Origin of the sequence: Mesorhizobium sp. WSM3873, from assembly GCF_001672445.1 — a bacterium.
Taxonomy (GTDB): domain Bacteria; phylum Pseudomonadota; class Alphaproteobacteria; order Rhizobiales; family Rhizobiaceae; genus Mesorhizobium.
The window spans coordinates 436,215-456,069 of sequence record NZ_LYTM01000034.1 but is presented as its reverse complement, the minus strand read 5'-3'; the positions used below and the strand labels follow the sequence as shown (position 1 = coordinate 456,069).

The following is a 19,855-nucleotide window of genomic DNA, read 5'->3' as shown; positions in this document are numbered from 1 at the left end:
CGTTGAGTAGAGAAGGTCGAAGGCGACGAAGGTGAGCAGCTCGGCGTTCAGGTCATGCGCGAATGGACGGCATGAAAGTTCGGCCGTCCGTCGGGATCCCGCGCGATCATCTCGCCGTCGATGATGAAAGACTCGGGTGTTCGGTTAGCGCGGTCCAAAAGAACGGCCGCCCCTGGATGCTCTCGCTGGCCGGCTGACCTACTTTTTAAGCTGGCGAAGCCTGCGTCCGGGCACCGCCTTTTTGGATCAATGCTGGCAGCGGGACCGGCCGAAAGTTCCAAGCATCTACGCCAACGTCATACTGGCGTGGAAGCGGCTTGAGCTTCCCATGCGAGTGACCGTGCAAATTGATCGACTTCTTGCCCATCTGATTCCAGGTGCGGAACGGATAGTGGCACAGGATGAGAAGCACCCCGTTGAACCTGAGTTCCGCGTAATGCTGAATACTGGCCCATCCGTCGGCGGCGGTCGTTTCGTCCGGGTCATTGTTGCCGATGATCAGGTTCTTGCGCCCATTGAGGCGCGACAGAAGTGCCTCCCCGCCTGCTTTGCCGTGGCGCGCGAAGTCGCCAAGATGCCAGACCTCGTCGTCAGGCGTGACGGTCTCGTTCCAGAAAGAGATCAGCGCTTCGTCATGTTCGGCAAGCGATGCGAAAGGCCGCCGGTCAATCCGTAAGATGCGGGCATCATTGAAATGCGTGTCGCTCGTAAAAAATAGCATCAGGGCATGCCGGCAATGCAGATCGAAACCCATCCTGGGCCTAAGGCTAGCAGCCTTCGGCCTTTAAGGATCTTACCATTCGCACAATGATCCGATCATAAGGCGTTTTCTCCGATCTGCTGTAGTTGATCGTGAAAAGCGCGGCGCGGTCATCACAGACCCTGATGGCGCGAACATATCGGATCTCGCCGTTTTTGATCCCTGAATAGCTCGCCCAGGTCGAGGTCAGGCGCCGGTACGTCAACTTCCAGCCAGCCTTTTCGTCTTCCAGCATGCGATGCTCGATCTCGGCCCGAAAGCTGGCTCTGCCAAGTCTGGCGCCCCACACGGCAAGAAACGCGTCTCGTTCGCCTTGGAATGCAGCACCCTGATCCGAATGCTGGGTGAGGACGAAACCAGGCGGAACATCGAATGTGAAGCCCAGTTGCCGGACCCCAAACGGCTGCCAGTCCTGGGCCTGAAGGGAGGCGGTGCAAAAAAGAAAAGTGAATATACTCAACGCAACCCGCATCGGCTTGATTTAGCGCCGCTTCATAAGGCGTCCAGATCAGCTGGGGCCCCGGCCCACCATCTGGTGATCCATCGCAGAGCTGCAGCGGCGTTCGGGCCATGATATCGACGGACAAGCCTGGCTTGGCGCAATTGTGTCGCCGGACTTTGCGGGAAGCTGCCGTCAAACCCGCAACCGCCAATGCGGCACACCAGCCGCTAACTCCAAGGCTGCACCGGCCGCCGTTCAGGGCCGAGCGCTAAGACTGGGGCGCAGGTCTGCTTAAGGAAAAGCTGGGCGTATACGTCCCGTTCTTCGGCTGTGATGCCTTGCTCGCGAGTCAATTGCTTGAAGGCTTCGCGCAGCTGATCGAGGTCGAACGTTGAAATGTGTTTGGGGGTAGTCATTGCGCACCTAGGGGTGATGTTCCACTCATTTCTTGGCAGCTCGCGAGAGGCCTTGCGAAGGCTTGGCTTCCTGTCGGGTTCGCTTGCGCTGCTGTCTCCCAACGCGACGGCAATAGCCGACGCGACGTCGCACCGAACTGCGTTCAGCGAGGCTTGTTCCGCTGAACGGCTTGTCTTCTTTCTAATATTAGCAAAGTCTTTATGAAGGTCCCGCCGGCCCATGACTCGTTAACCATGGCAAAGGGCTTGAGCATTGCGACGAAGTGCATCGATGCAATCATCATTCAGGATGACGGTCGGGCCGGTCTGTCGACCCCATCGCCATCCCCATTCGATCCCATCGCCCCCGAAAGAGGCCAAAGACAAGGTGGATCTTCTCTGGGAGCTGGCAGCGTTGCTGGTGATAGGAACGGGTAGACCAGCGGACTCTTAACTCCGCCGGTCCTGGTTCGAATCCAGATTCGCAGCTAGAACTGTGAGAATTCAATTGCTTGGGAAATTTCGTTTGCCGGCATCGCTGTCCGCGGGGTTCGCCCATAGGACGATATATTAGCGAATTAACGAATCGTAGACCGCGCTGTCCTATTCTGGGACAGCGCGGACACTACCCATCGGCCGCGCAGGCGGCTCCGGCTTTCAGGCAACCCTACCCCTGGCCGGAGCCGCCACCTTGTACATACCAGCAAGGGTTGAATCAACCCTTACCAAGCATCCTTACTGGTGCATTTTGCCGATCGTTAGATTTTGAAATGCCGAGGACGTTAGCCGTGCCGCGCGGAGGATGATCTGCCTCCGCCACATCCGATGGCATCCGGGAATCCGCCCAAAGCCTTCACCGATCATATTAGCGATCAACGATGTATTAACGACTAAGGCGCAGCCTTGCCGGATCGGGGACGAGAACCGCCCCCTGATCGACGATCCGGCACTTTATGTGCCGAGACGTACGACCGATGCGGAGCCAAACGCATGAGTGTCGAAACAGCGCTGGCGCAGCTGTTGCGCATGCTTCACCGTCGAGCCTTGAACTTGGCGGCGTTGCCGGACGATGAAAGACTTGCTCATTACGACCTCATCCGCCGCTCGTGCTGCGGAGCAGCCGAGCAAATCGGCCAGAGCCCCGACAATGCTGCCATCACGGCAAACAGCGTGGTCGAATTCACTCGCGCCATGGTGGGCATCATCGAGGAAGGCGCGGGTAAGAAGGCGGCGAGGAAGAGCTGATCGGCTGTCGCGGCAAGCGGCTCATGGCAAATGGCGAAGCCGAGATCGCGCCCTTTCTCTATCTGCCTGCGCCGGCCTCTGTTCCGCCTACTCCGCCGCCGCGTATCCCGCGATGCCCTTGATCTCCAGAAAATCCTCGAGACCGTATTCGGCATATTCGCGGCCGTTGCCGGACTGCTTGTAGCCGCCGAAGGGCAGGCCGGCGTCCCACGTCGGATAGTTGATATAGACGTTGCCGGAGCGCATGCGGGCCGCGGCCTGGCGCGCCTTCTCGATGTCCTTGGCCTGGATGTAGGAGGCGAGGCCGAAGACGGTGTCGTTGGCCAGCTCGATCGCCTGCTCGACCGTGTCGTAAGGCATGATCGACAGCACCGGCCCGAAGATTTCTTCGCGCGCGATGCGCATGTCGTGCGTCACGTTGGCGAAGACGGTCGGGCGGACATAGTAGCCGCGGTTGAGCTCGGCCGGACGGCCGCGGCCGCCGGTGACCAGGGTCGCGCCTTCGTCGATGCCGCTCTGGATCAGGTCTTGAATCTTGTCGAACTGCAGCTGGCTTACCACCGGGCCGAGCTTCGTTCCCGGCGCGTCGGCCGGCCCGACGGTGAGTTTCTCCGCCGCCGTCCTGGCATAGCCGGCGGCCTCGTCATGCCGGTCGCGCGGCACGAACATGCGGGTCGGCGCGTTGCAGGACTGGCCGCTATTGCCAAAGCAGCCGGCCACGCCCTTGGTCACCGCCCTTTGCAGATCGACGTCGGGGAACAGGATATTGGCGGATTTACCGCCGAGCTCCTGATGCACACGCTTCACCGTGTCGGCGGCCGCCTTGGCGACGAGGATGCCGGCCCGCGTCGAGCCGGTGAATGACATCATGTCGACATCCGGATGGCTGGCCAAAGCCTGCCCGACAGTTGGGCCATCGCCGTTGACCAGGTTGAAGACGCCCTTCGGCACACCGGCCTCGTCCATGATCTCTGCGAAGATGATGGCGTCGAGCGGCGCGATCTCCGAAGGCTTCAGCACCATGGTGCAGCCGGCGGCGAGCGCCGGGCCGACCTTGCAGGTGATCTGGTTGAGCGGCCAGTTCCAGGGCGTAATCAGGCCGACGACGCCGATCGGCTCCTTGACGATCAGCGAGGAGCCTTTGACATGGCGAAACTGGAAGGTCTTCAGCACCTCGGCCATCTTCTCCAGATGCGCTTGGCCGACGCCGACCTGGCTGTCCAGCGCCATCTGGCGCGGCGCGCCCATCTCGCGCGAGACGGCGAGCGCAAGGTCCTTGCTGCGCTTCTTGTAGACCTCGATGACGCGGTTGAGGATGTCGAGGCGCTCCTCGACTTCACTGAAGCCGAAAGTGGCGAAGGCGCGCCTGGCGGCAGCGACCGCCTTGTCGACATCGGCCTTGGTGCCCAGCGAGATCTGCGCGAAGGCGTCTTCGTTCGACGATCGATGACGTCGAAATTGTTCGGCACCACCGGATCGACCCACACGCCTTCGATATAGAACTGCAGATTGTGCGACATATCTTCTCCCTTCGGCGCGCTTGGCGAGCGTCATATTCCGCCAGAGATAACGACGCGCGTATGGCAACGCAAGACAGGGTCGTTGAGCCAGCGGCGGAGCCGTACCGCAGTCCGCTAAGAGTTCAGTCCTCAAAGGAACTGGCGGCCACATAGATCGCGGCAAGCTTCTCGATGCCGGCCTGGTCTTCCTTGTCGAAGCGGCCTGGCAGCGGGCTGTCGAGATCGAGCACGCCGAAGATGCCTTCGTCGTCGCGCAAGAGCACGACCAGCTCCGAGCGCGAGTCGGCATCGCAGGCGATGTGGCCGGGAAAATCGTGCACGTCCTTGATCAGCATCGACATATCGAGATCGACCGCCGTGCCGCAGACGCCCTTGCCGACCGCTATGCGCACGCAGGCCGGCTTGCCCTGGAAGGGGCCGAGCACCAGCTCTTCGTCGGATTGAAGGAAATAGAAACCCGCCCAGTTGAGGTCGGGCACCATCTGGTAGATGAGCGCCGAGGTGTTGGCGGCGTTGGCGATCGAGTCGCGCTCGCCTTCCAGCAGCGCTTTCAATTGCCTGGCCAGCTCATCGTAGAAGGCCGGCTTGTTGCTCGTGTCGAGGGCCGTTGCCGCAAACATCCTGGTCGTTTCTCCGTTGCTAGGGCGCTGAAGCGCCCGCTACAGTTTGGCCTTCTCTGCCACCAATGCTGCGCGCGGGAAATACCAAAGTCGTGAGCGCCATTCTCGCCAACCGTAAACGCGACCGCGCGCAGCCGGAGGCAGGCGAGACCCCGCTCACCTTCGCGGTGCTGGTCTTTCCCGGCTTTCCGATGATGGCGTTTTCCTCGGTCATCGAGCCGCTGCGCGGCGCCAACATCCTTGCGAAGCGCGACTGCTACCGATGGGTGATCGTCGGCGCGGATCAGGGCACGGTCGAAGCCTCCAACGGCGTCGTCATCCAGCCCGGCTTCTCGGCCGCCAACGCACCGAAGGTCGATCGCATCGTCGTCTGCTCCGGTGGCGATGCCGACCATGTCGTAGCCGACGAGGCGATGAGCTGGATCCGCAAAAGCCTGCGCGGCGGCGCGCATATCGGCGCCGTGGCGGATGCGGCGTTCTTCCTCGCCCGCGCCGGCCTGCTCGACGGACATGCCTGCACCTTGCACTGGACCAGCCAGCCCGCTTTCACCGAGGCGTTTCCCGACATCGAGCTCAGGCGCGATCTCTTCGTCATCGACCGCAAGCGTTTTACCTCGGCGGGCGGCGTCGGCAGCCTCGACATGATGCTGGAGATCATCACGCGCGACTACGGCGCCGAGCTCGCCGCGGGTGTCGCGGAATGGTTCGTGCACTCTCCCCTGCGGTCGAGCGTCGACCGCAAGCTGATGCCGCTGCGCCTGCGCACCGGGGTGCAGAACGAGCTGGTGCTGTCGGCGATCGCCATCATGGAGGACGCGGTCGAGGAACGGCTCGGCATGGCGGAGCTGGCTGAGCGGCTTGGCGTCTCGCCCGACAAGCTCGAGCGCAATTTCCGCGCCGAGCTGGATATCTCGCCGAACGGCTATTACCGGCGCCTCAGGCTGAAGCGCGCCGCCGATCTGCTGGCGCATTCGACGCTGATGGTGCGCGATGTGGCGCTGGCCTGCGGTTTTGCTTCGATGTCGAGCTTTGCGCGGGCGTTTCGCGAGGAGCACGGGCACGCGCCGAAGGCGATGCGAAGGCATTAGGGTGCGCTTTGCTGCTACTACTCCGACTTCCTTCACACACCCCCTCTGTCCCGCCGACATTGCAGTGACGACATCGGTCGCGCGGCATCCTGCACGATATTTGCGGAATGCCGCACAAGCTCTGCATCCTGCCCGGCTATGTTCGCGGGAACAGGAGGCACCCATGAGCATCGTCGTATTTGATCCCGACAGCACCGAGGATGTGGACTTCAAGGACCGCATGCGCCATCCGGCCGCGGCCGATCCCGCCGGCGGCATGTGGCTCTCCGACACCGAGCCGTCCTTCATCGACGCGGACGCTCTGCGCAAGGGGCGCCTCGCCAAACTGCGCGCCTGGATGCGCGAGGCGGGCTATGGCGGCGTGGTGCTGTTCGACCCCTATAACCAGCGCTACGCCACCGGCTCGCGCAACATGTTCGGCTATTTCCTGCGCAATTCCACCCGCTACTTCTTCATCCCGACCGAAGGGCCGATCGTGCTGTTCGAGTATCCGCAGAGCTACCATGTCTCGATGGTGCTCGACACGATCGACGAGGCGCGTCCTTCCAAGCTCGTCTGGTCCTCTGTCTCCGGCCGCGACGACGAGACGGCGGGTCCGTTCGCCGACGAGATCACCGAGTTGCTCAAGAAGCATGGCGGCGGCTCGATGAAGCTCGGCCTCGACCGCTGCAGCCATCTGCAGGCGCTCGCCCTGGAAAGGCGCGGCTGCGAGGTGAAGGACTGCCAGGGCGAGATTCTTGCCGTGCGTGCGGTGAAGACGCCGGAGGAGGTGAAATGCCTGCAGGCCTCCATGGCTGGAGCCGAAGCCGCGGTGGCCGCCGTGCGCGAGGCGATCAAGCCCGGCGTTTCCGAAAACGAGCTCTTCGCCATTATGTATCACGAGGTGATCCGCCAGGGCGGCGAGTTTATCGAGACCCGGCTGCTGACTTCAGGACAGCGCACCAATCCGTGGTTCAACGAGGCGAGCGGCCGCAAGATCAGGCCGGGCGAGCTGGTCGCGCTCGATACCGACACCATCGGCTGCTACGGCTATTATTCCGACTTCTCGCGCACCTTCCGCTGCGGCCCGGGCAAGCCGACTCCCTACCAGAAATCGCTCTATCGGATGGCGCATGACCAGGTGCAGCACAACATTTCCGTCGTGAAACCCGGCATGGCCTTCCGCGAGATCGCCGAGAGGGCCTGGAAAATCCCGGATCGCTTCGTCGACCAGCGCTACACCTCGGTCATGCACGGCGTCGGCATGCATGGCGAGACGCCCTTCATCGCCCACGCGATGGATTACGAGACGTACGGCCGCGACGGCATGATCCAACCCGGCATGGTGGTGAGCGTCGAAAGCTATATCGGCGAGAAAGGCGGCCGCGAGGGCGTCAAGCTGGAGGACGAGATTCTTATTACCGAAACGGGGACGGAGCTGCTTTCGCGGTTTCCTTATGAGGATGAGTTTCTGGAATGAGCGGTTTGATGCCGATACGCTCTGTTGGCGCCGCCCATACATTGTCGCAGGCGTTCGAGATTGGCCGCCGCACTCATGTCGTCGTCATCCTCGGGCGAAGCAGGGAGCGAAGCGACGCGGCGCAGGCCATAGGATCCATTCCGTTACGTCGGAGCGCCGCAACGGTGCAGAATTCTGTTAGGCCGCACTCTTCGATCAAGGTAACGGAATGGATTCCAGGGTCTTCGCGACGCCGCTTCGCGGCTGCTTCGCCCTGGAATGACGAAGCTGATACGCTGCGGCACATTCCAACGCGCCGCGGCACCCCTTCGAGAGCATCCGCATGAAATCCCCCATTTCCATCCGGCGCGGCACGGTGGCCGCGGTGTTCATCGATCTCCAGGAGGAGCATCGCAAGGACAAGCGCTATCTGGTCGAAGGCTTTGCCGACATCCTCGCCAACGTCCAACGCCTGCAGCAGGCGGCGCGGCGCAATTTCGTGCCGCTCTATTATTGGGCCTACATCGTCGACCTCGCCGAGGCGCGGCCGTTCCATCCGCTCGACGAGAGCGGCAAGTCGGCCTTCTCCGACAAGGACGATCCGCTGACGGAGATCTGCCATGAAGTGGCGCCGCAAAACGGCGAAGCCACTCTGGTCAAGCAGGAAGCCAGCGTCTTCGGCAAGAACGATTTTGGCGACAAGCTCGAAGCAGCCGGCATCGAATGGCTGGTGATTGCCGGCGTGTGGACCGAAGCCTGCATCGACGCCACGGTGAAGGACGCGGTCGCGCGCGGTTTTCGCGTGCTCCTGGTCAAGGATGCCTGCGGCAGCGGCAGCAGCGCCATGCACCAGACCGGCATCCTCAACCTCGCCAACCGCCTCTATGGCGGAGCGGTCACCAACACGCTCGACGCCTGCCGGCTGATGGCAGGCGACACGGTGAGCGTGTGGCAGGTCGAGGGATCGGTGCCGCTGCGCTTCACCTTCGAGAATGCGGCGCAACTTTACGCAGAGCTCTGACCGCGAAGACCGGAGACCCAGCCGCCCGGCGAGGCGCAGCAATTATGCGCGTCAGCCAACTTTAGCCTGCGGAACAGCGCACAAGAATTGCGGAAAACCAAACATTCCGCCGCGGAAAGCGGACCTATGATCTCCTCGCAGGCAACGGCGCCCGGCGGCCGTATCCGCCTCCGCGCCTGACGGCAAGGGGGCGCCCTGGGTTTCGTGCAGGTCGTTGCCGCCAAAAGCCGCCGCGCGGGCGACCTGCACCAACAATAGAGGGAACGACAATGAAATTCATGCTGACCGACAGAAAACTGCACCCGCGGGCAAAGCCGACCGCGGAGGATTTCAAGAAGGGCGCGATCAGCCGGCGCGAGTATCTGGCGCTTATGGCCGGCTTGGGCGTCAGCGCCGCCGGCGCGCTGGCGCTGGGCGGCCTTACTCCCTCGCCCGCTCGGGCCGAGGAGCCGAAGCGCGGCGGGGTCCTGCGCGTCGCCATGAACGTGAAGGGCTTCAAGGATCCGCGCACTTTCGACGGCGTCGAGATGTCGAATGTCGCGCGTCACTGCAACGAATATCTGGTGCGCTGGAAAACCGACTTCACCTTCGAGCCCTGGCTGCTCGAAAACTGGGAGACCAGCGACGACGCCAAGACGATCACGCTTCACGTGCGCAAAGGCATCACCTGGTCGAACGGCGACACTTTCAACGCCGACGACGTGATCCACAACCTCAACCGCTGGTGCGATGCCTCGGTCGCCGGCAATTCGGTCGCCGCGCGCATGGGCGCGCTGGTCAACGCCGACACCAAGAAGCCGGTCGACGGCGGCATCCAGAAAGTCGACGACTACACCGTCAAGCTCAACCTGCCAAAGCCCGACATCTCGCTGATCGCCGGCATGGCGGACTATCCGGCGCTGATCATGCACCGCTCCTATGAAGGCGATGCCGATCCGAAGAAGGCTCTGGCCATCACCACCGGCCCGTGCGAGTTGGTGAGTTGGGACGCCGAGACCGGTGCGGAGGTGAAGCGCAAGGACAAGCCTTGGTGGAAGGGCGAGTTCTATCTCGACGGCATCAAGTGGGTCGACTACGGCTCCGATCCCAACGCCATGCTGTCGGCCTTCGAATCCGGCGAGATCGACACCGACCACGAGACCGTCTCGGACGCCGTGTCGCAGACCGAGCAGATGGGGCTCGAAAATTCCGAGATCGCGACCGGCTCGACCATCGTCGCGCGCTTCAATGTCGGCAACGCGCCCTATGACGACGTCAAGGTGCGCCGTGCCGCCCAGCTTGCCGTCGACAATGCGGCCGTGCTGAAGCTCGGCCTCGACGGCAGGGGCAAGCCCGCCGATAACCACCATGTCGGACCGATGCATCCCGAATTCGCCGATATCGGCCCGGCCAAGCGCGATGTCGACGCGGCGAAGAAGCTGTTGGCCGAATCCGGCAAGGCCGACCACGAATACGAGCTGATCTCGGTCGACATCGAATGGCAAAAGAGCACCGCCGACGCGATCGCCGCCCAGATCCGCGAGGCCGGCCTCAAGATCAAGCGCACCGTGCTGCCGGCTGCCACCTTCTGGAACGACTGGAGCAAGTTCCCCTACTCCTGCACCGAATGGCTCGGCCGCCCGCTCGGCGTCCAGGTGCTGGCGCTGGCCTATAAATCGGGCGCGGCCTGGAACGAAAGCGCTTATTCGAACAAGGAGTTCGACGAGCTTCTCGATAAAGCACTTGCGACCCCGGATGCCGCCCAGCGCAAGGAGATCATGGCCAAGATCGAGCAGAATTTGCGCGACTCCGGCATCATCATCCAGCCCTACTGGCGCTCGGTCTACCGCACCTACCGCAAGGGCGTGCATGGCTGCGAGCAGCACCAGGCGCTCGAGCAGCATTTCGAGACGGTTTGGCTGGAGTCCTGATTCCTCCCAGGACCGATCGCGACGATCTGGGCCTCAGCGGCGCCGTGCAGCGCTGCGCCCAGCATCCGGACAATGTCTGGGCGCTGCACGGGCTGGTCGAATGCCTGAAGCGGCGCCGCGAGAGCGAGGAGCTGCCGGGCTTGCAGGCGAAACTTGCTTTGGCGCTGACCAAGGCGGACGTGCCGATCACATCGTCATGCCTCTGCCGCACGACCATGCAGGCAGACCACTGCTGTTGTCGTTGAGACAGCGGGCGGCCGCCCTCAAAGTGGAAGGCGGCCCGGACGTTGCTAAGAGAAGATTTTCGCCAACTCATCGACGCTGGTGCCTTCCTTGACTTGGCGCAGTTCGACATAGCTGACCGCGGTGGCGACGGAGAGCACCATCGAGACGACGGCCTGCACCACGGCGGCGCCCAGTTCGGCAAGGATCCCGCCGAAGAGAAGCAGCACCACCAGGATTCCCCACTGGATGACCATCGCGATGATGACCAGGATGAGGAAGAGGCCGAACAGCGACCAGCGATTGCCTTTGGTCAGCGCTCGGCTGCGCGACATCGAGCCGAATACGCCCAACCGTTCCTGGATGAGGACGGGAACCGACATCGACCAGCCGAGCCACAGGATGATGCCGGGAACGATCAGCGCGATCATCGCAAGCGCAGAGCCGATGCCGACGAGCAGGCCGATCGCAAGCGTCGGCAACAGGAACCGGATGGCAATCTGCACGCTGTCGCCGAAGGATGGCCGCCTTCCGTTCAGATCCTCGATTGTTGCCCGCACCAGCGACGACTGGAGCAGCAGCGTGAAGACGAAGGAAATCAATCCCGCGAGGATGCTGAGATAGGAGTTGCGCAGCACCGCGTTCGGATCCGCCATGGCACTCGGATCGCCATTCATCACCGCTTCCATCTGCGGTTGGGTCCATAACCTGATGAGCAGCGTCGGCAGGCCGGCAAACAAAAGCCCAAGCCCGACGCAGAGTCCTATGTTGCGCGTGATGACGGCAAAAGTGCTGTTGAACACCCTGCCGATTTCGAATCTGCCTGGTCGTCCCAATGTCGCAGTGGTCATGATAGCTTTCCCCCGAGCCGCTGCCGAATCCAATTCGGCAACTTCAAAGTAAATCTGCCAAGAACGGCGGGCCCCGTCCAGTGGACTTGCAATTGTTTCGGGTATTCCCGGTGTCAGCCAGAACCGCCGACTGCAGCAAAAGCTGACGGTCGCGCTCTGATTTGAGGCCAGGAAGGCGATTTTGCAGAACAGGCAGGCTCTCAGCGGGGGCTGCCGCTCACCAGCATTTCGGCCGGCCTCGCCAGCATCCCAGACTACGAGAATATCTCCGCCAGTTCATCGACGCCGGTGCCTTCCTTGACTTGGCGCAGTTCGACATAGCTGACCGCGGCTGCGACGGAACCCACCATCGAGCCGATGCTCTGGACCATGGCGGCCACGACGGCGGCGACGATGCCATGGAATAGATAAACGACCACTCCGGTGATGGATTGAATCACGAGCCCCATGATGACAAGGATCACGAAAAGGCCCAACAGAGCCCAGCGGCTGCCTTTGGTCAGGGCGCGGCTGCGCGACATCGAGCCGAAGACGCCCAAGCGCTCCTGAATGAGCACCGGTATTGCCACCGACCAGCCGAGCCCGAGGATGATTCCGGGCACCAGCAAGGCAATCGAGGCCGCGCCCACGCCGAGTGCTACAAGCAGACCTATGGCGACCGTGGGCAACAGGAAGCGGATCGCTGTTGCGATGGAATCGCCGAAAGTCGGCTTCTTGCCGTTCATGTCCTCGATCGCCACCCGGACGAGGCTCGACTGCAACAGAACCGCAAAGGCGAGATAAAGTATTGCAATGACCGCAGTTCCAATGATGAAGCCGAGCTTGTGGTTCGTGATAGCCGCGGCGAAATTCGCCGGATTTCCAGTATGGGAATTCAGACTCACGTGCTGGGTGACCAGTTGTGGCACGAGCTGGGTGACCAGTTGCGGTAGTCCTGAAAACAGCGCCGCAAGACCAACGCAGAGTACAATATTACGACCGATCACGGAGAAAGTGTTGTTGAACACTCGGCCGATCTGATACTTCTCCTGCCGTACCAACGCGGCTGAAGTCATGACGCCCTCCCCTGCTTGGCCGCTCCACGCCAGCCTATCGCCCCAAAGGAAATCTGCCAGTATTGACGAGACGCGTCCAATCACTTGCAATTGTCCTGCGGTATTGCCAGTGTCGAACCCGTGGGTAGCAGGGGAGCGAGTTGGTGACAGCGGCACAGCCGGCCACAGCGGACGCCGAATGGCTGGCCAAGATGCACAAGCAGCTGCTGGCTGACGATTCGATCCAGTTTGACCTGCCGGGGCTGGTGCGGCCGGAGCCGCCGGAATGGCTGAAGCCTTTTCTGGAAGCCCTGGCAAAGCTAGGCCCTTACATGATCTATCTGTTCTGGGGCGCTGTGATCATCGGCGTCGCAATCATCGTGTTCCTGCTCGTGCTCGAGGCGAAGGGCATCGCCTGGCGGCTGCCGTGGCGGCGCCTGAGCAAGGAGGCGGAGGCGCAGGAGGAATGGCGCCCGGATGCCGGCGCGGCTCAGATCCTGCTCTCCGAAGCCGATGCGCTCGCCGCGCGCGGCGACTATGACGAGGCGGTGCATCTGCTGCTCCGGCGCAGCGTTGCCGACATCGCCAGCCGCCTGCCCGACTTCCTGCGCCCGTCGCTGACCGCGCGCGACATCGCCGCCGCAGGTTCCATCCCGTCCCGCCCCCGCGCTGCCTTCAGTGAGATCGCGCGCATCGTCGAGGCCGCCTTGTTCGCTCGCCGGCCGGTCGGCGCCGAGGGCTGGCAGCAGGCGCGCGGCGCCTATGAGCGCTTTGCCTTCCGGGATGCCTGGGCATGAGCGCGGAGGCGACAGAGGCACAAGAGCCGTTCAGCCGCAGGACGCTGTTCTGGGGCATCTTCGCCAGCCTGCTCGCGGCCGCCGGATTCTTCCTGCTCTCGACCTACGCTCCGGACTTTCGTCAGCCCCAGGGCGGCGCAACACCGCTCTCCAAGGGCGGCACCGGCTATGCCGGGCTCGTAGAATGGCTGAAGCTCACCAACGGGCAGGCGCCGCCCATGGCGCGCGGGGAGAAGGATCTGCAATCTCCCCTGGCATCCACATTCCTGCTGATCGTCACCATCGCGCCCAACAGCGACCCGGCGGCGCTTCAACGCATCATCAAGCTCCGCTTGGGCAAGCACACGCTTTTCGTGCTGCCCAAATGGGTCACCTTTCCGCAGCCGGGCCAGGAGGGCTGGGAGACGAAAGTCGAGCGGCTGCCCGCAACGGCGGTCAACGACTGGCTCGGTCGCCTCGCCAAGGCCAAGCTCGGCGACGGCAAGCCATCGGTCGATCGGATCGATGTAGAGGGGCGCAAGATCGCCGTGCCCGAGGAGTTGCAATGGGTAGCCGACAATCATCCGCTGATTGCGGCGGGTGACGGCAAGGCTGTTCTCACCGAACTCGACAGCGAACCCTTCTACATCCTGACGGATCCCGATCTCATCAACAACGCGGCGCTGAAGGATCCGCAAAAGGCGGCGGCGGCGCTCGACATGATCGCCATGCTGGAGCCCGCCAAGGGCGCGGTTATGTTCGACCTGACGCTTCACGGCATCGGCCAGAACTACGATCTCGGCAAGCTCCTGGTCGAACCGCCCTTCCTGGCGCTGACGCTGTCGGTGCTGGTGGCGGCTGCCCTCGCCTTCCTGCACGGGCTCGGTCGCTTCGGGCCGCCGCGCACGGAGGGTCGCGCCATCGCCTTCGGCAAGCTGGCGCTGGTCGACACCACGGCAATGCTCCTGAAGCGGGCAGGACGGCTGCAGGAACTCGGCGACCGCTATGCCGCGCTGATGCGCCAGCGCGCCGCCGCGCTGCTTGGCGCGCCGCACGGGCTGCAGGGTGAAGCGCTGGACCGCTGGCTGGATTCCCGCGACAAAAATGAAGCGAACGGCTTCACCGTGCGGTTCAAGGCTGCGAACGGTTCCAACACATTGGCCGCAATGCATGAAGCAGCGGAAGAGCTGCATGACTGGACGGCAAGGAGGCTCGGTGAACGTCGATGAAGTGAAAGCCCTGGCGAGCGCGATCAGGGAAGAAGTGGCTAAAGCGATCACCGGGCAGCGCGACACGGTCGATCTGATGCTGACGGCGCTGTTCGCCGGCGGCCATATATTGCTCGAAGGTCCGCCCGGTACCGCAAAGACCATGACCGCGCGCTGCTTCGCGCAGGCGCTCGGCGTCGCCTATGGGCGCATCCAGTTCACGCCCGACCTGATGCCCGGCGACATCGTCGGCGCCAACATCTACAATTTCCAGACCGGCCAGTTCACGCTGACGCGCGGCCCGATTTTCTGCGATCTGCTGCTTGCCGACGAGATCAACCGCACGCCGCCGAAGACGCAGGCTGCACTGCTCGAAGCCATGCAGGAGCACGCGGTCACATTCGACGGCACGACCCATTCGCTCGGCAAGAACTTCATGGTGGTGGCGACGCAGAACCCGATCGAGCATCAAGGCGTCTATCCGCTCCCCGAGGCCCAGCTCGACCGCTTCCTGTTCAAGCACCGGGTCAGCTATCCGGACGCGCAGGAAGAACGTGCCATCATCATCCACCACGGCGGCGGCTCCGCCTCGCACAATATCGAGCAATACGGCATCAAGGCGCAGACCGACCGCAAGACGCTGGAGGCGGCGCTTGCCACAGTGGGCGCCGTCACGCTGGTCGACGACGTCGTCGGCTACATCGCTGCCCTCGTGCGCGGCACGCGCGAAAGCCCGGATCTGGAGGTCGGCGCCAGTCCCCGCGCCGGCGCCATGCTGGCGCGCGCGGCGCGAGCCCGGGCCGCGCTCGACGGCCGCAACTATGTCATCCCCGACGACGTCAAGGCTTTAGCCGTGCCGGCGTTGCGCCACCGCGTCATCCTCTCGCCGGCGGCGCAGATCGACGGACGGCTGGTCGAGCAGATCGTGTCCGACCTGGTCGACCAGACGGAAGCGCCGCGTTGATCTATCCGAGCGGCAGAGCGGTATGGGCGGCGGCGGCGGGAGCGATTCCCGCCTTCCTGATCGCGCTCGCGCTGCCGCATGTCTGGTATCTCGGGCTGCTCTGGATTTGCGCTTTGCTTGCCTTCCTGGCGGTCGACGCGGCGGCCGGGCGCGGACGCGCGTCGCTCAGCGCCACGCTCACCGCACCGCCGCAGGTCGGCGTCGGCGGACGTTTCACGCTGCACATCGCGGCCGGTCTCGGGGCGCGAACGCGCCGGCTGCAGGCGCGCGTCGGGCATGACCAGCGGCTGGCGCCGGTCAACGGCACGGGCGGCACACTGCCGGCAAATGGCGGCACGCTCGATCTCGAATTCGACGCCGTTCGGCGCGGCATCGCCAGCTTCGATCGGCTGTGGCTGCGCTGGCAAGGGCCGTTCGGGCTGGTCTGGAACCAGGCCGTGCTGCCGGTGGACCGCCAGATAGCGGTGCTGCCCGATGTCAGCCGCGCCCGCGACGAGGCGATCACGCTGCTGCAGCGCTCCGCTCTTGCCGACGGCCATGCGCAGAAGCGCGCCGGCCAGGGCCGCGAGTTCGAGGCGCTGAAGGACTACCAGCCCGGCATGGGCCGGCGCATGATCGACTGGAAGCGCAGCGCCCGCCACGGCAAATTGCTTGCCCGCGAATTCCGCATCGAAGAGAACAACAACATCGTCTTGGCCATCGATAGCGGGCGGCTGATGTGCGAGCCGGTCGAGGACGTGCCGAAAGTCGACCGGGCCGTGACGGCGGCGTTGCTGTCCGCCTTCATTGCGCTCAAGGGCGGCGACCTCGTCAGCCTGTTTTCTTTCGACGCCAGGCCGCGCGTTTCCAGCGGCGCCGTGCGCGGCTCGCCGAGCTTCACCATGATCCAGAAGCGCGCCGCCGAGATCGACTATTCGACCGAGGAGACCAATTTCACCCTGGCGCTGACGACGCTCGCCGCGAAGCTCGACCGGCGCTCGCTGGTCATCGTGTTCACCGATTTCGTCGACCCGATCAGCGCCGAGCTGATGCTGCGCACCGTCGGGCGGCTGACCGAGCGGCATCTGGTGCTGTTCATGCTGATGAAGGATGTCGAGCTGGAGACCTTGGCCGATATGGCGCCTACCGCCCCGGAGGACGTGGCCCGCGCGGTCACCGCCGGCGACCTGCTCAGACAGCGGCAGGTGGTGATCGGCAGGCTCAGGCTGCTCGGCGCGCATGTCATCGAGGCCAACCACCAGCGGCTCGGCCCCGCCCTGATCGAGCGCTATATCCAGCTCAAGGAGGAAAACCTCTTATGACGCTGTCCGCCGGCACCGATGCCGTCCGCCAGTCGCTGGCAAGCTTCCGCCAGGAGCGCGAGGCCGACTGGAAGGCGTTCGAGGCGCTGCTTGCCCGGGTCGAGAAGCGCGCGCCGCGCGCGCTGTCGGAAGACGAGCTGCTGTCACTGCCCCTGCTCTACCGCTCGGCGCTGTCCTCGCTTTCGGTGGCACGCGCCACTTCGCTCGACAGCGCGCTCATCGCCTATCTGGAAGCGCTCTGCCTGCGCGGCTATTTTTACCTCTATGGCGCGCGGCGATCCTTGAGAACGCGCATCGGCGACTTCTTCCTGCACGACTGGCCGGCGGCGATCCGCGACCTGTGGCGCGAGGTGTGGGCATCGGTCGCCCTGACGGTGATCGGCGCCATTGCCGGATACTGGCTGGTCGCCTCCGACAAGCGCTGGTATGACGCCATCATCGCGCCGAGCCTCGCCGGCGGGCGCAATCCGGATTCGTCGGCCGAGATGCTGCGCAGCGTGCTCTATGGCGGCGGCGACCACTTTCTCTCGGGCTTCGCAGCTTATCTCTTCACCCACAACACGCAGGTGTCGATCCTGGCCTTCGCGCTCGGCTTCGGCTTCGCGGTGCCCAGCGTGCTGATCATCCTGATGAACGGCTGCATGCTCGGCGCCATCTTCCAGATCTATGCCGCCAAGGGGCTCGGTTTCGAGCTCGGCGGCTGGCTGTCGATACACGGCACGACGGAGCTTTTTGCCATCGCCATCGCGGGCGCGGCCGGCATGCGAATCGGCACCAGCATCGCCTTTCCCGGCGAGCTGACGCGCATGGCCGCGGCCTCACGAGCGGGCCGCGTGGCGGCGACCGCGATGGTCGGCGTCGTCGTGATGTTGCTGTTTGCCGGCCTGCTCGAAGGCATCGGCCGGCAGACGATCACGAGCGATATCGCCCGCTATTCGATCGGCGGCGGCATGCTGGCGCTTTGGATTTCTTATTTCTACCTGTTCCGGATGGTGCGGCATGGCAACGGCTAGGAATCCCGCCGCGCTGGTGCGCCCGCTGGTCACGCCGGAGGGCGTGGACCTGCGCGTCAAGCTGGCGGATGCCGGGACGCGGGCTTCGGGATTCCTGCTCGATGTGGTGATCATCGTCGTCGCCGCCGTCGCGGTCAGCCTTGTCGCGATCTTCGGCCTGGGCGGGCTCGGCGTGAAGGACGCCGAACCGCTCTTCATCGTCTGGATCATTTTCATCTTCCTGCTGCGCAACGTCTATTTCATCGCCTTCGAGGCGGGCCGGCGGGCGGCGACGCCCGGCAAGCGGATGGTCGGCGTCCGCGTCGCTTCGCGCAGCGGCGCCGGCCTCAGCCTCGACCAGGTCATCGCGCGCAACCTGATGCGCGAGATCGAGGTGTTCCTGCCGCTGTCGATCCTAGCGGCGCGCGGCAGCGCCGGTGTCGCCGACACGCTGTCGACCATCTTCGGCCTGGTGTGGGCGCTGCTGTTCTCCTTATTCCCGCTCTTCAACCGCGACCGGCTACGGATCGGCGACCTGCTCGCCGGAACCTGGGTGGTCGAGGCGCCGAAGGTGGCGCTGCTCGAGGATCTATCGCTGCGCAAGGATCCGGTCGCGGCCCGCTTCCAGTTCAGCGCCGCTCAGCTCGACGCCTATGGCATCGCCGAGCTGCACAAGCTGGAGGAAGTGCTGCGCCGCGACGACTATTTCGCGATGAAGGCGGTGGCGGAAACGATAGGGCGCAAGATCGGCGCCAGGGTCGAGCCGGTCGATTCAAGGGCCTTCCTCACCGCCTATTACGGCGAGCTGCGCGCGCACCTGGAGCGGAAGCTGCTGCTGGGCAATCGGAAGGCGGACAAGTACGCGCGGTAGATTGGAGCTCTCAGTATGTCTGAAACAATCAGCCAAGCCGAGAGCGCCAGAATAGAAAGCGCCATTCAGGCAGCAGTTGCCGGGTCGTGGGAGGTTTTTGCAAAACTCACCGATGAACCGTTTCCAAACGATGCGTCGATGAGGGAGCAGTTCGAAGATTCCACTCCCCGACTGCAGCAGGCCGGAGGAAATTGGGAAATGACCTGGGGCATAGGCATCGTACCCGACGACGGGACGCGCGTGATCACAGCCATGATCAAAGCGCCGCCCACCGTGGACATTGTCCTCACGCTGCACAGCACGAGCGACCGGGACGACAGCACTATCAGTGTCTGGACCTTCTTTCAGCAGCGTGGGACGACTAGGCCCTCGCCCTACCCCACCCATTTTTCATAATCCGACACCAGAAGGTGAACCGGCGCCACATCCTCCTCGACGTTGGAGAAGCGGCCGATCGGATCGCGAAAGACGTTGTCGGTGAGGTCGTCGTTGACGGTCGAGACCTCGCCGATCAGCACGTCCTTGCCCTCGGCCCAGAAGGCGTGCCAGACGCCCGGCAGCAGCGTCACGCTCTGGCCCGGGTCGAGCTTCAGGAGACCGCCGGCGGGCAATCTGGTGATGGTGCCGTCGACCGGCACCGACACTTCCGCCTTCGGATCGATGCCGCCGTCGCGGTCGTGCATGAACAGTTCCAGCACCAGCTTGCCGCCGCCGCGATTGATGATGTCCTCGGCCTTGATGTTGTGGCGGTGCATGGGCGACAGCTGGTCCTTGCGCGAGATCATGATCTTCTCGGCGTAGAGCATGCCCATGCCGAGCTTCATGTCCGCGTAGCGGCCGTTGCGGACGGTAAAAAGGAAGAGACCAAGCTCATCGAATTTCTCCTGGCCGTAGTCGGTGATGTCCCAGCCGAGACGCGAGCTGAAAATGGCCGAGGAGTCCGCCTTGTGCGCCTTCATCTCTTCCGGCGACCAGTAAGCGAAGGGCGGCATGATGTAGCCGAACGAGCGGATGAAGGCGTCGGCTTCGCGGATGATGTCGTTGATTTTGGAGCGCTTCATGGTCGTTTTTCCTTCCGGCCGCTGCCTGCTGAAATCTGCCAACCCGAATATCCCAATGCCGATCCGCTGTCGACGCAAACCGACGGCTCTGGCCTCGTGACATCCGGCCCGATCAAGCCCATAACCCCAACCGGTT

The 19,855-nt window shown here is 63.6% G+C and carries 18 protein-coding genes, 1 tRNA gene and 2 pseudogenes; 14 read left to right on the top strand and 7 right to left on the bottom strand.

The genetic code is table 11. The features are described 5' to 3' along the window. Nucleotides 1-205: 205 nt before the first annotated feature. Complete coding sequence (locus tag A9K71_RS21740) at nt 206-754, bottom strand: metallophosphoesterase (RefSeq protein WP_245299705.1); 549 nt, start codon at nt 752-754, stop codon at nt 206-208. Nucleotides 755-767: 13 nt separating this feature from the next. Further along, nucleotides 768-1,220 carry a hypothetical protein gene (locus A9K71_RS21735; RefSeq protein WP_245299703.1) on the bottom strand — a complete coding sequence of 151 codons (453 nt, stop codon included), beginning with the start codon at nt 1,218-1,220 and terminating at the stop codon, nt 768-770. A 794-nt stretch (nt 1,221-2,014) separates the two neighbouring features. Here A9K71_RS21735 and A9K71_RS31710 point away from each other — a divergent pair. Both A9K71_RS31710 and A9K71_RS21725 read left to right on the top strand, forming a co-directional pair. Next, a tRNA-OTHER gene (locus tag A9K71_RS31710) sits at nt 2,015-2,087 on the top strand. A gap of 500 nt (nt 2,088-2,587) precedes the next feature. Continuing rightward, the gene (locus A9K71_RS21725; protein WP_067000591.1) at nt 2,588-2,842 is read left to right on the top strand and encodes a hypothetical protein; all 255 of its coding nucleotides are present in this window, start codon (nt 2,588-2,590) and stop codon (nt 2,840-2,842) included. 87 nt (nt 2,843-2,929) lie between these two features. Here A9K71_RS21725 and A9K71_RS21720 read toward each other — a convergent pair. Both A9K71_RS21720 and A9K71_RS21715 read right to left on the bottom strand, forming a co-directional pair. Further along, nucleotides 2,930-4,362: pseudogene (locus A9K71_RS21720) on the bottom strand (aldehyde dehydrogenase family protein). Nucleotides 4,363-4,484: 122 nt separating this feature from the next. Beyond that, a complete protein-coding gene (locus A9K71_RS21715) occupies nt 4,485-4,982 on the bottom strand; it encodes a GAF domain-containing protein (protein WP_067000588.1) in 498 nt (165 codons plus the stop codon). Between the two features lie 191 nt (nt 4,983-5,173). Between A9K71_RS21715 and A9K71_RS21710 the strand changes: the two genes are divergently transcribed. The 5 genes and pseudogenes from A9K71_RS21710 to A9K71_RS21690 form a co-directional block, all read left to right on the top strand. After that, nucleotides 5,174-6,070 carry a GlxA family transcriptional regulator gene (locus tag A9K71_RS21710; protein ID WP_245299718.1) on the top strand — a complete coding sequence of 299 codons (897 nt, stop codon included), beginning with the start codon at nt 5,174-5,176 and terminating at the stop codon, nt 6,068-6,070. Between the two features lie 163 nt (nt 6,071-6,233). Beyond that, nucleotides 6,234-7,529 carry a Xaa-Pro peptidase family protein gene (locus A9K71_RS21705; RefSeq protein ID WP_067000585.1) on the top strand — a complete coding sequence of 432 codons (1,296 nt, stop codon included), beginning with the start codon at nt 6,234-6,236 and terminating at the stop codon, nt 7,527-7,529. A gap of 322 nt (nt 7,530-7,851) precedes the next feature. Further along, nucleotides 7,852-8,529: an isochorismatase family protein gene (locus A9K71_RS21700; protein ID WP_067000582.1), complete on the top strand. Its 678-nt coding sequence runs from the start codon at nt 7,852-7,854 to the stop codon at nt 8,527-8,529. A gap of 269 nt (nt 8,530-8,798) precedes the next feature. Further along, nucleotides 8,799-10,439 carry an ABC transporter substrate-binding protein gene (locus A9K71_RS21695; protein WP_067000579.1) on the top strand — a complete coding sequence of 547 codons (1,641 nt, stop codon included), beginning with the start codon at nt 8,799-8,801 and terminating at the stop codon, nt 10,437-10,439. A gap of 17 nt (nt 10,440-10,456) precedes the next feature. Beyond that, nucleotides 10,457-10,684 (top strand): annotated as a pseudogene (locus A9K71_RS21690) (hypothetical protein); the annotation flags it as partial. Nucleotides 10,685-10,729: 45 nt separating this feature from the next. Here A9K71_RS21690 and A9K71_RS21685 read toward each other — a convergent pair. Together A9K71_RS21685 and A9K71_RS21680 are read right to left on the bottom strand one after the other, a co-directional pair. Next, entirely contained in the window at nt 10,730-11,512 is a 783-nt protein-coding gene (locus tag A9K71_RS21685; protein ID WP_067000573.1) for a hypothetical protein, read from the bottom strand. Nucleotides 11,513-11,766: 254 nt separating this feature from the next. Beyond that, nucleotides 11,767-12,567 carry a hypothetical protein gene (locus A9K71_RS21680; protein ID WP_067000570.1) on the bottom strand — a complete coding sequence of 267 codons (801 nt, stop codon included), beginning with the start codon at nt 12,565-12,567 and terminating at the stop codon, nt 11,767-11,769. Nucleotides 12,568-12,710: 143 nt separating this feature from the next. Between A9K71_RS21680 and A9K71_RS21675 the strand changes: the two genes are divergently transcribed. From A9K71_RS21675 to A9K71_RS21645, 7 genes are read left to right on the top strand one after another with little or no spacing between them, the layout of a single operon-like run. After that, entirely contained in the window at nt 12,711-13,343 is a 633-nt protein-coding gene (locus A9K71_RS21675) for a DUF4129 domain-containing protein (protein WP_067000982.1), read from the top strand. After that, nucleotides 13,340-14,551: a hypothetical protein gene (locus A9K71_RS21670; protein ID WP_067000567.1), complete on the top strand. Its 1,212-nt coding sequence runs from the start codon at nt 13,340-13,342 to the stop codon at nt 14,549-14,551. The genes A9K71_RS21675 and A9K71_RS21670 overlap by 4 nt, the downstream gene beginning before the upstream one ends. Beyond that, complete coding sequence (locus A9K71_RS21665; protein WP_067000979.1) at nt 14,538-15,494, top strand: MoxR family ATPase; 957 nt, start codon at nt 14,538-14,540, stop codon at nt 15,492-15,494. Before A9K71_RS21670 ends, A9K71_RS21665 begins: the two co-directional genes overlap by 14 nt. Further along, nucleotides 15,491-16,795 (top strand): DUF58 domain-containing protein, encoded by a 1,305-nt coding sequence (locus A9K71_RS21660; RefSeq protein ID WP_067000564.1) that lies wholly within the window; start codon nt 15,491-15,493, stop codon nt 16,793-16,795. The genes A9K71_RS21665 and A9K71_RS21660 overlap by 4 nt, the downstream gene beginning before the upstream one ends. Then, the gene (locus tag A9K71_RS21655) at nt 16,792-17,808 is read left to right on the top strand and encodes a stage II sporulation protein M (protein ID WP_067000561.1); all 1,017 of its coding nucleotides are present in this window, start codon (nt 16,792-16,794) and stop codon (nt 17,806-17,808) included. The genes A9K71_RS21660 and A9K71_RS21655 overlap by 4 nt, the downstream gene beginning before the upstream one ends. Then, nucleotides 17,795-18,658 (top strand): RDD family protein, encoded by an 864-nt coding sequence (locus A9K71_RS21650; RefSeq protein ID WP_067000558.1) that lies wholly within the window; start codon nt 17,795-17,797, stop codon nt 18,656-18,658. Before A9K71_RS21655 ends, A9K71_RS21650 begins: the two co-directional genes overlap by 14 nt. A gap of 15 nt (nt 18,659-18,673) precedes the next feature. Then, nucleotides 18,674-19,054, top strand: a complete 381-nt coding sequence (locus A9K71_RS21645; RefSeq protein ID WP_067000555.1) for a hypothetical protein — start codon at nt 18,674-18,676, stop codon at nt 19,052-19,054. On the opposite strand, the gene A9K71_RS21640 is transcribed toward A9K71_RS21645, so the two are convergent. Continuing rightward, nucleotides 19,033-19,719 (bottom strand): D-lyxose/D-mannose family sugar isomerase, encoded by a 687-nt coding sequence (locus A9K71_RS21640; protein ID WP_067000552.1) that lies wholly within the window; start codon nt 19,717-19,719, stop codon nt 19,033-19,035. The two genes, A9K71_RS21645 and A9K71_RS21640, sit on opposite strands and share 22 nt — an antisense overlap. Between the last annotated feature and the right edge of the window lie 136 nt (nt 19,720-19,855).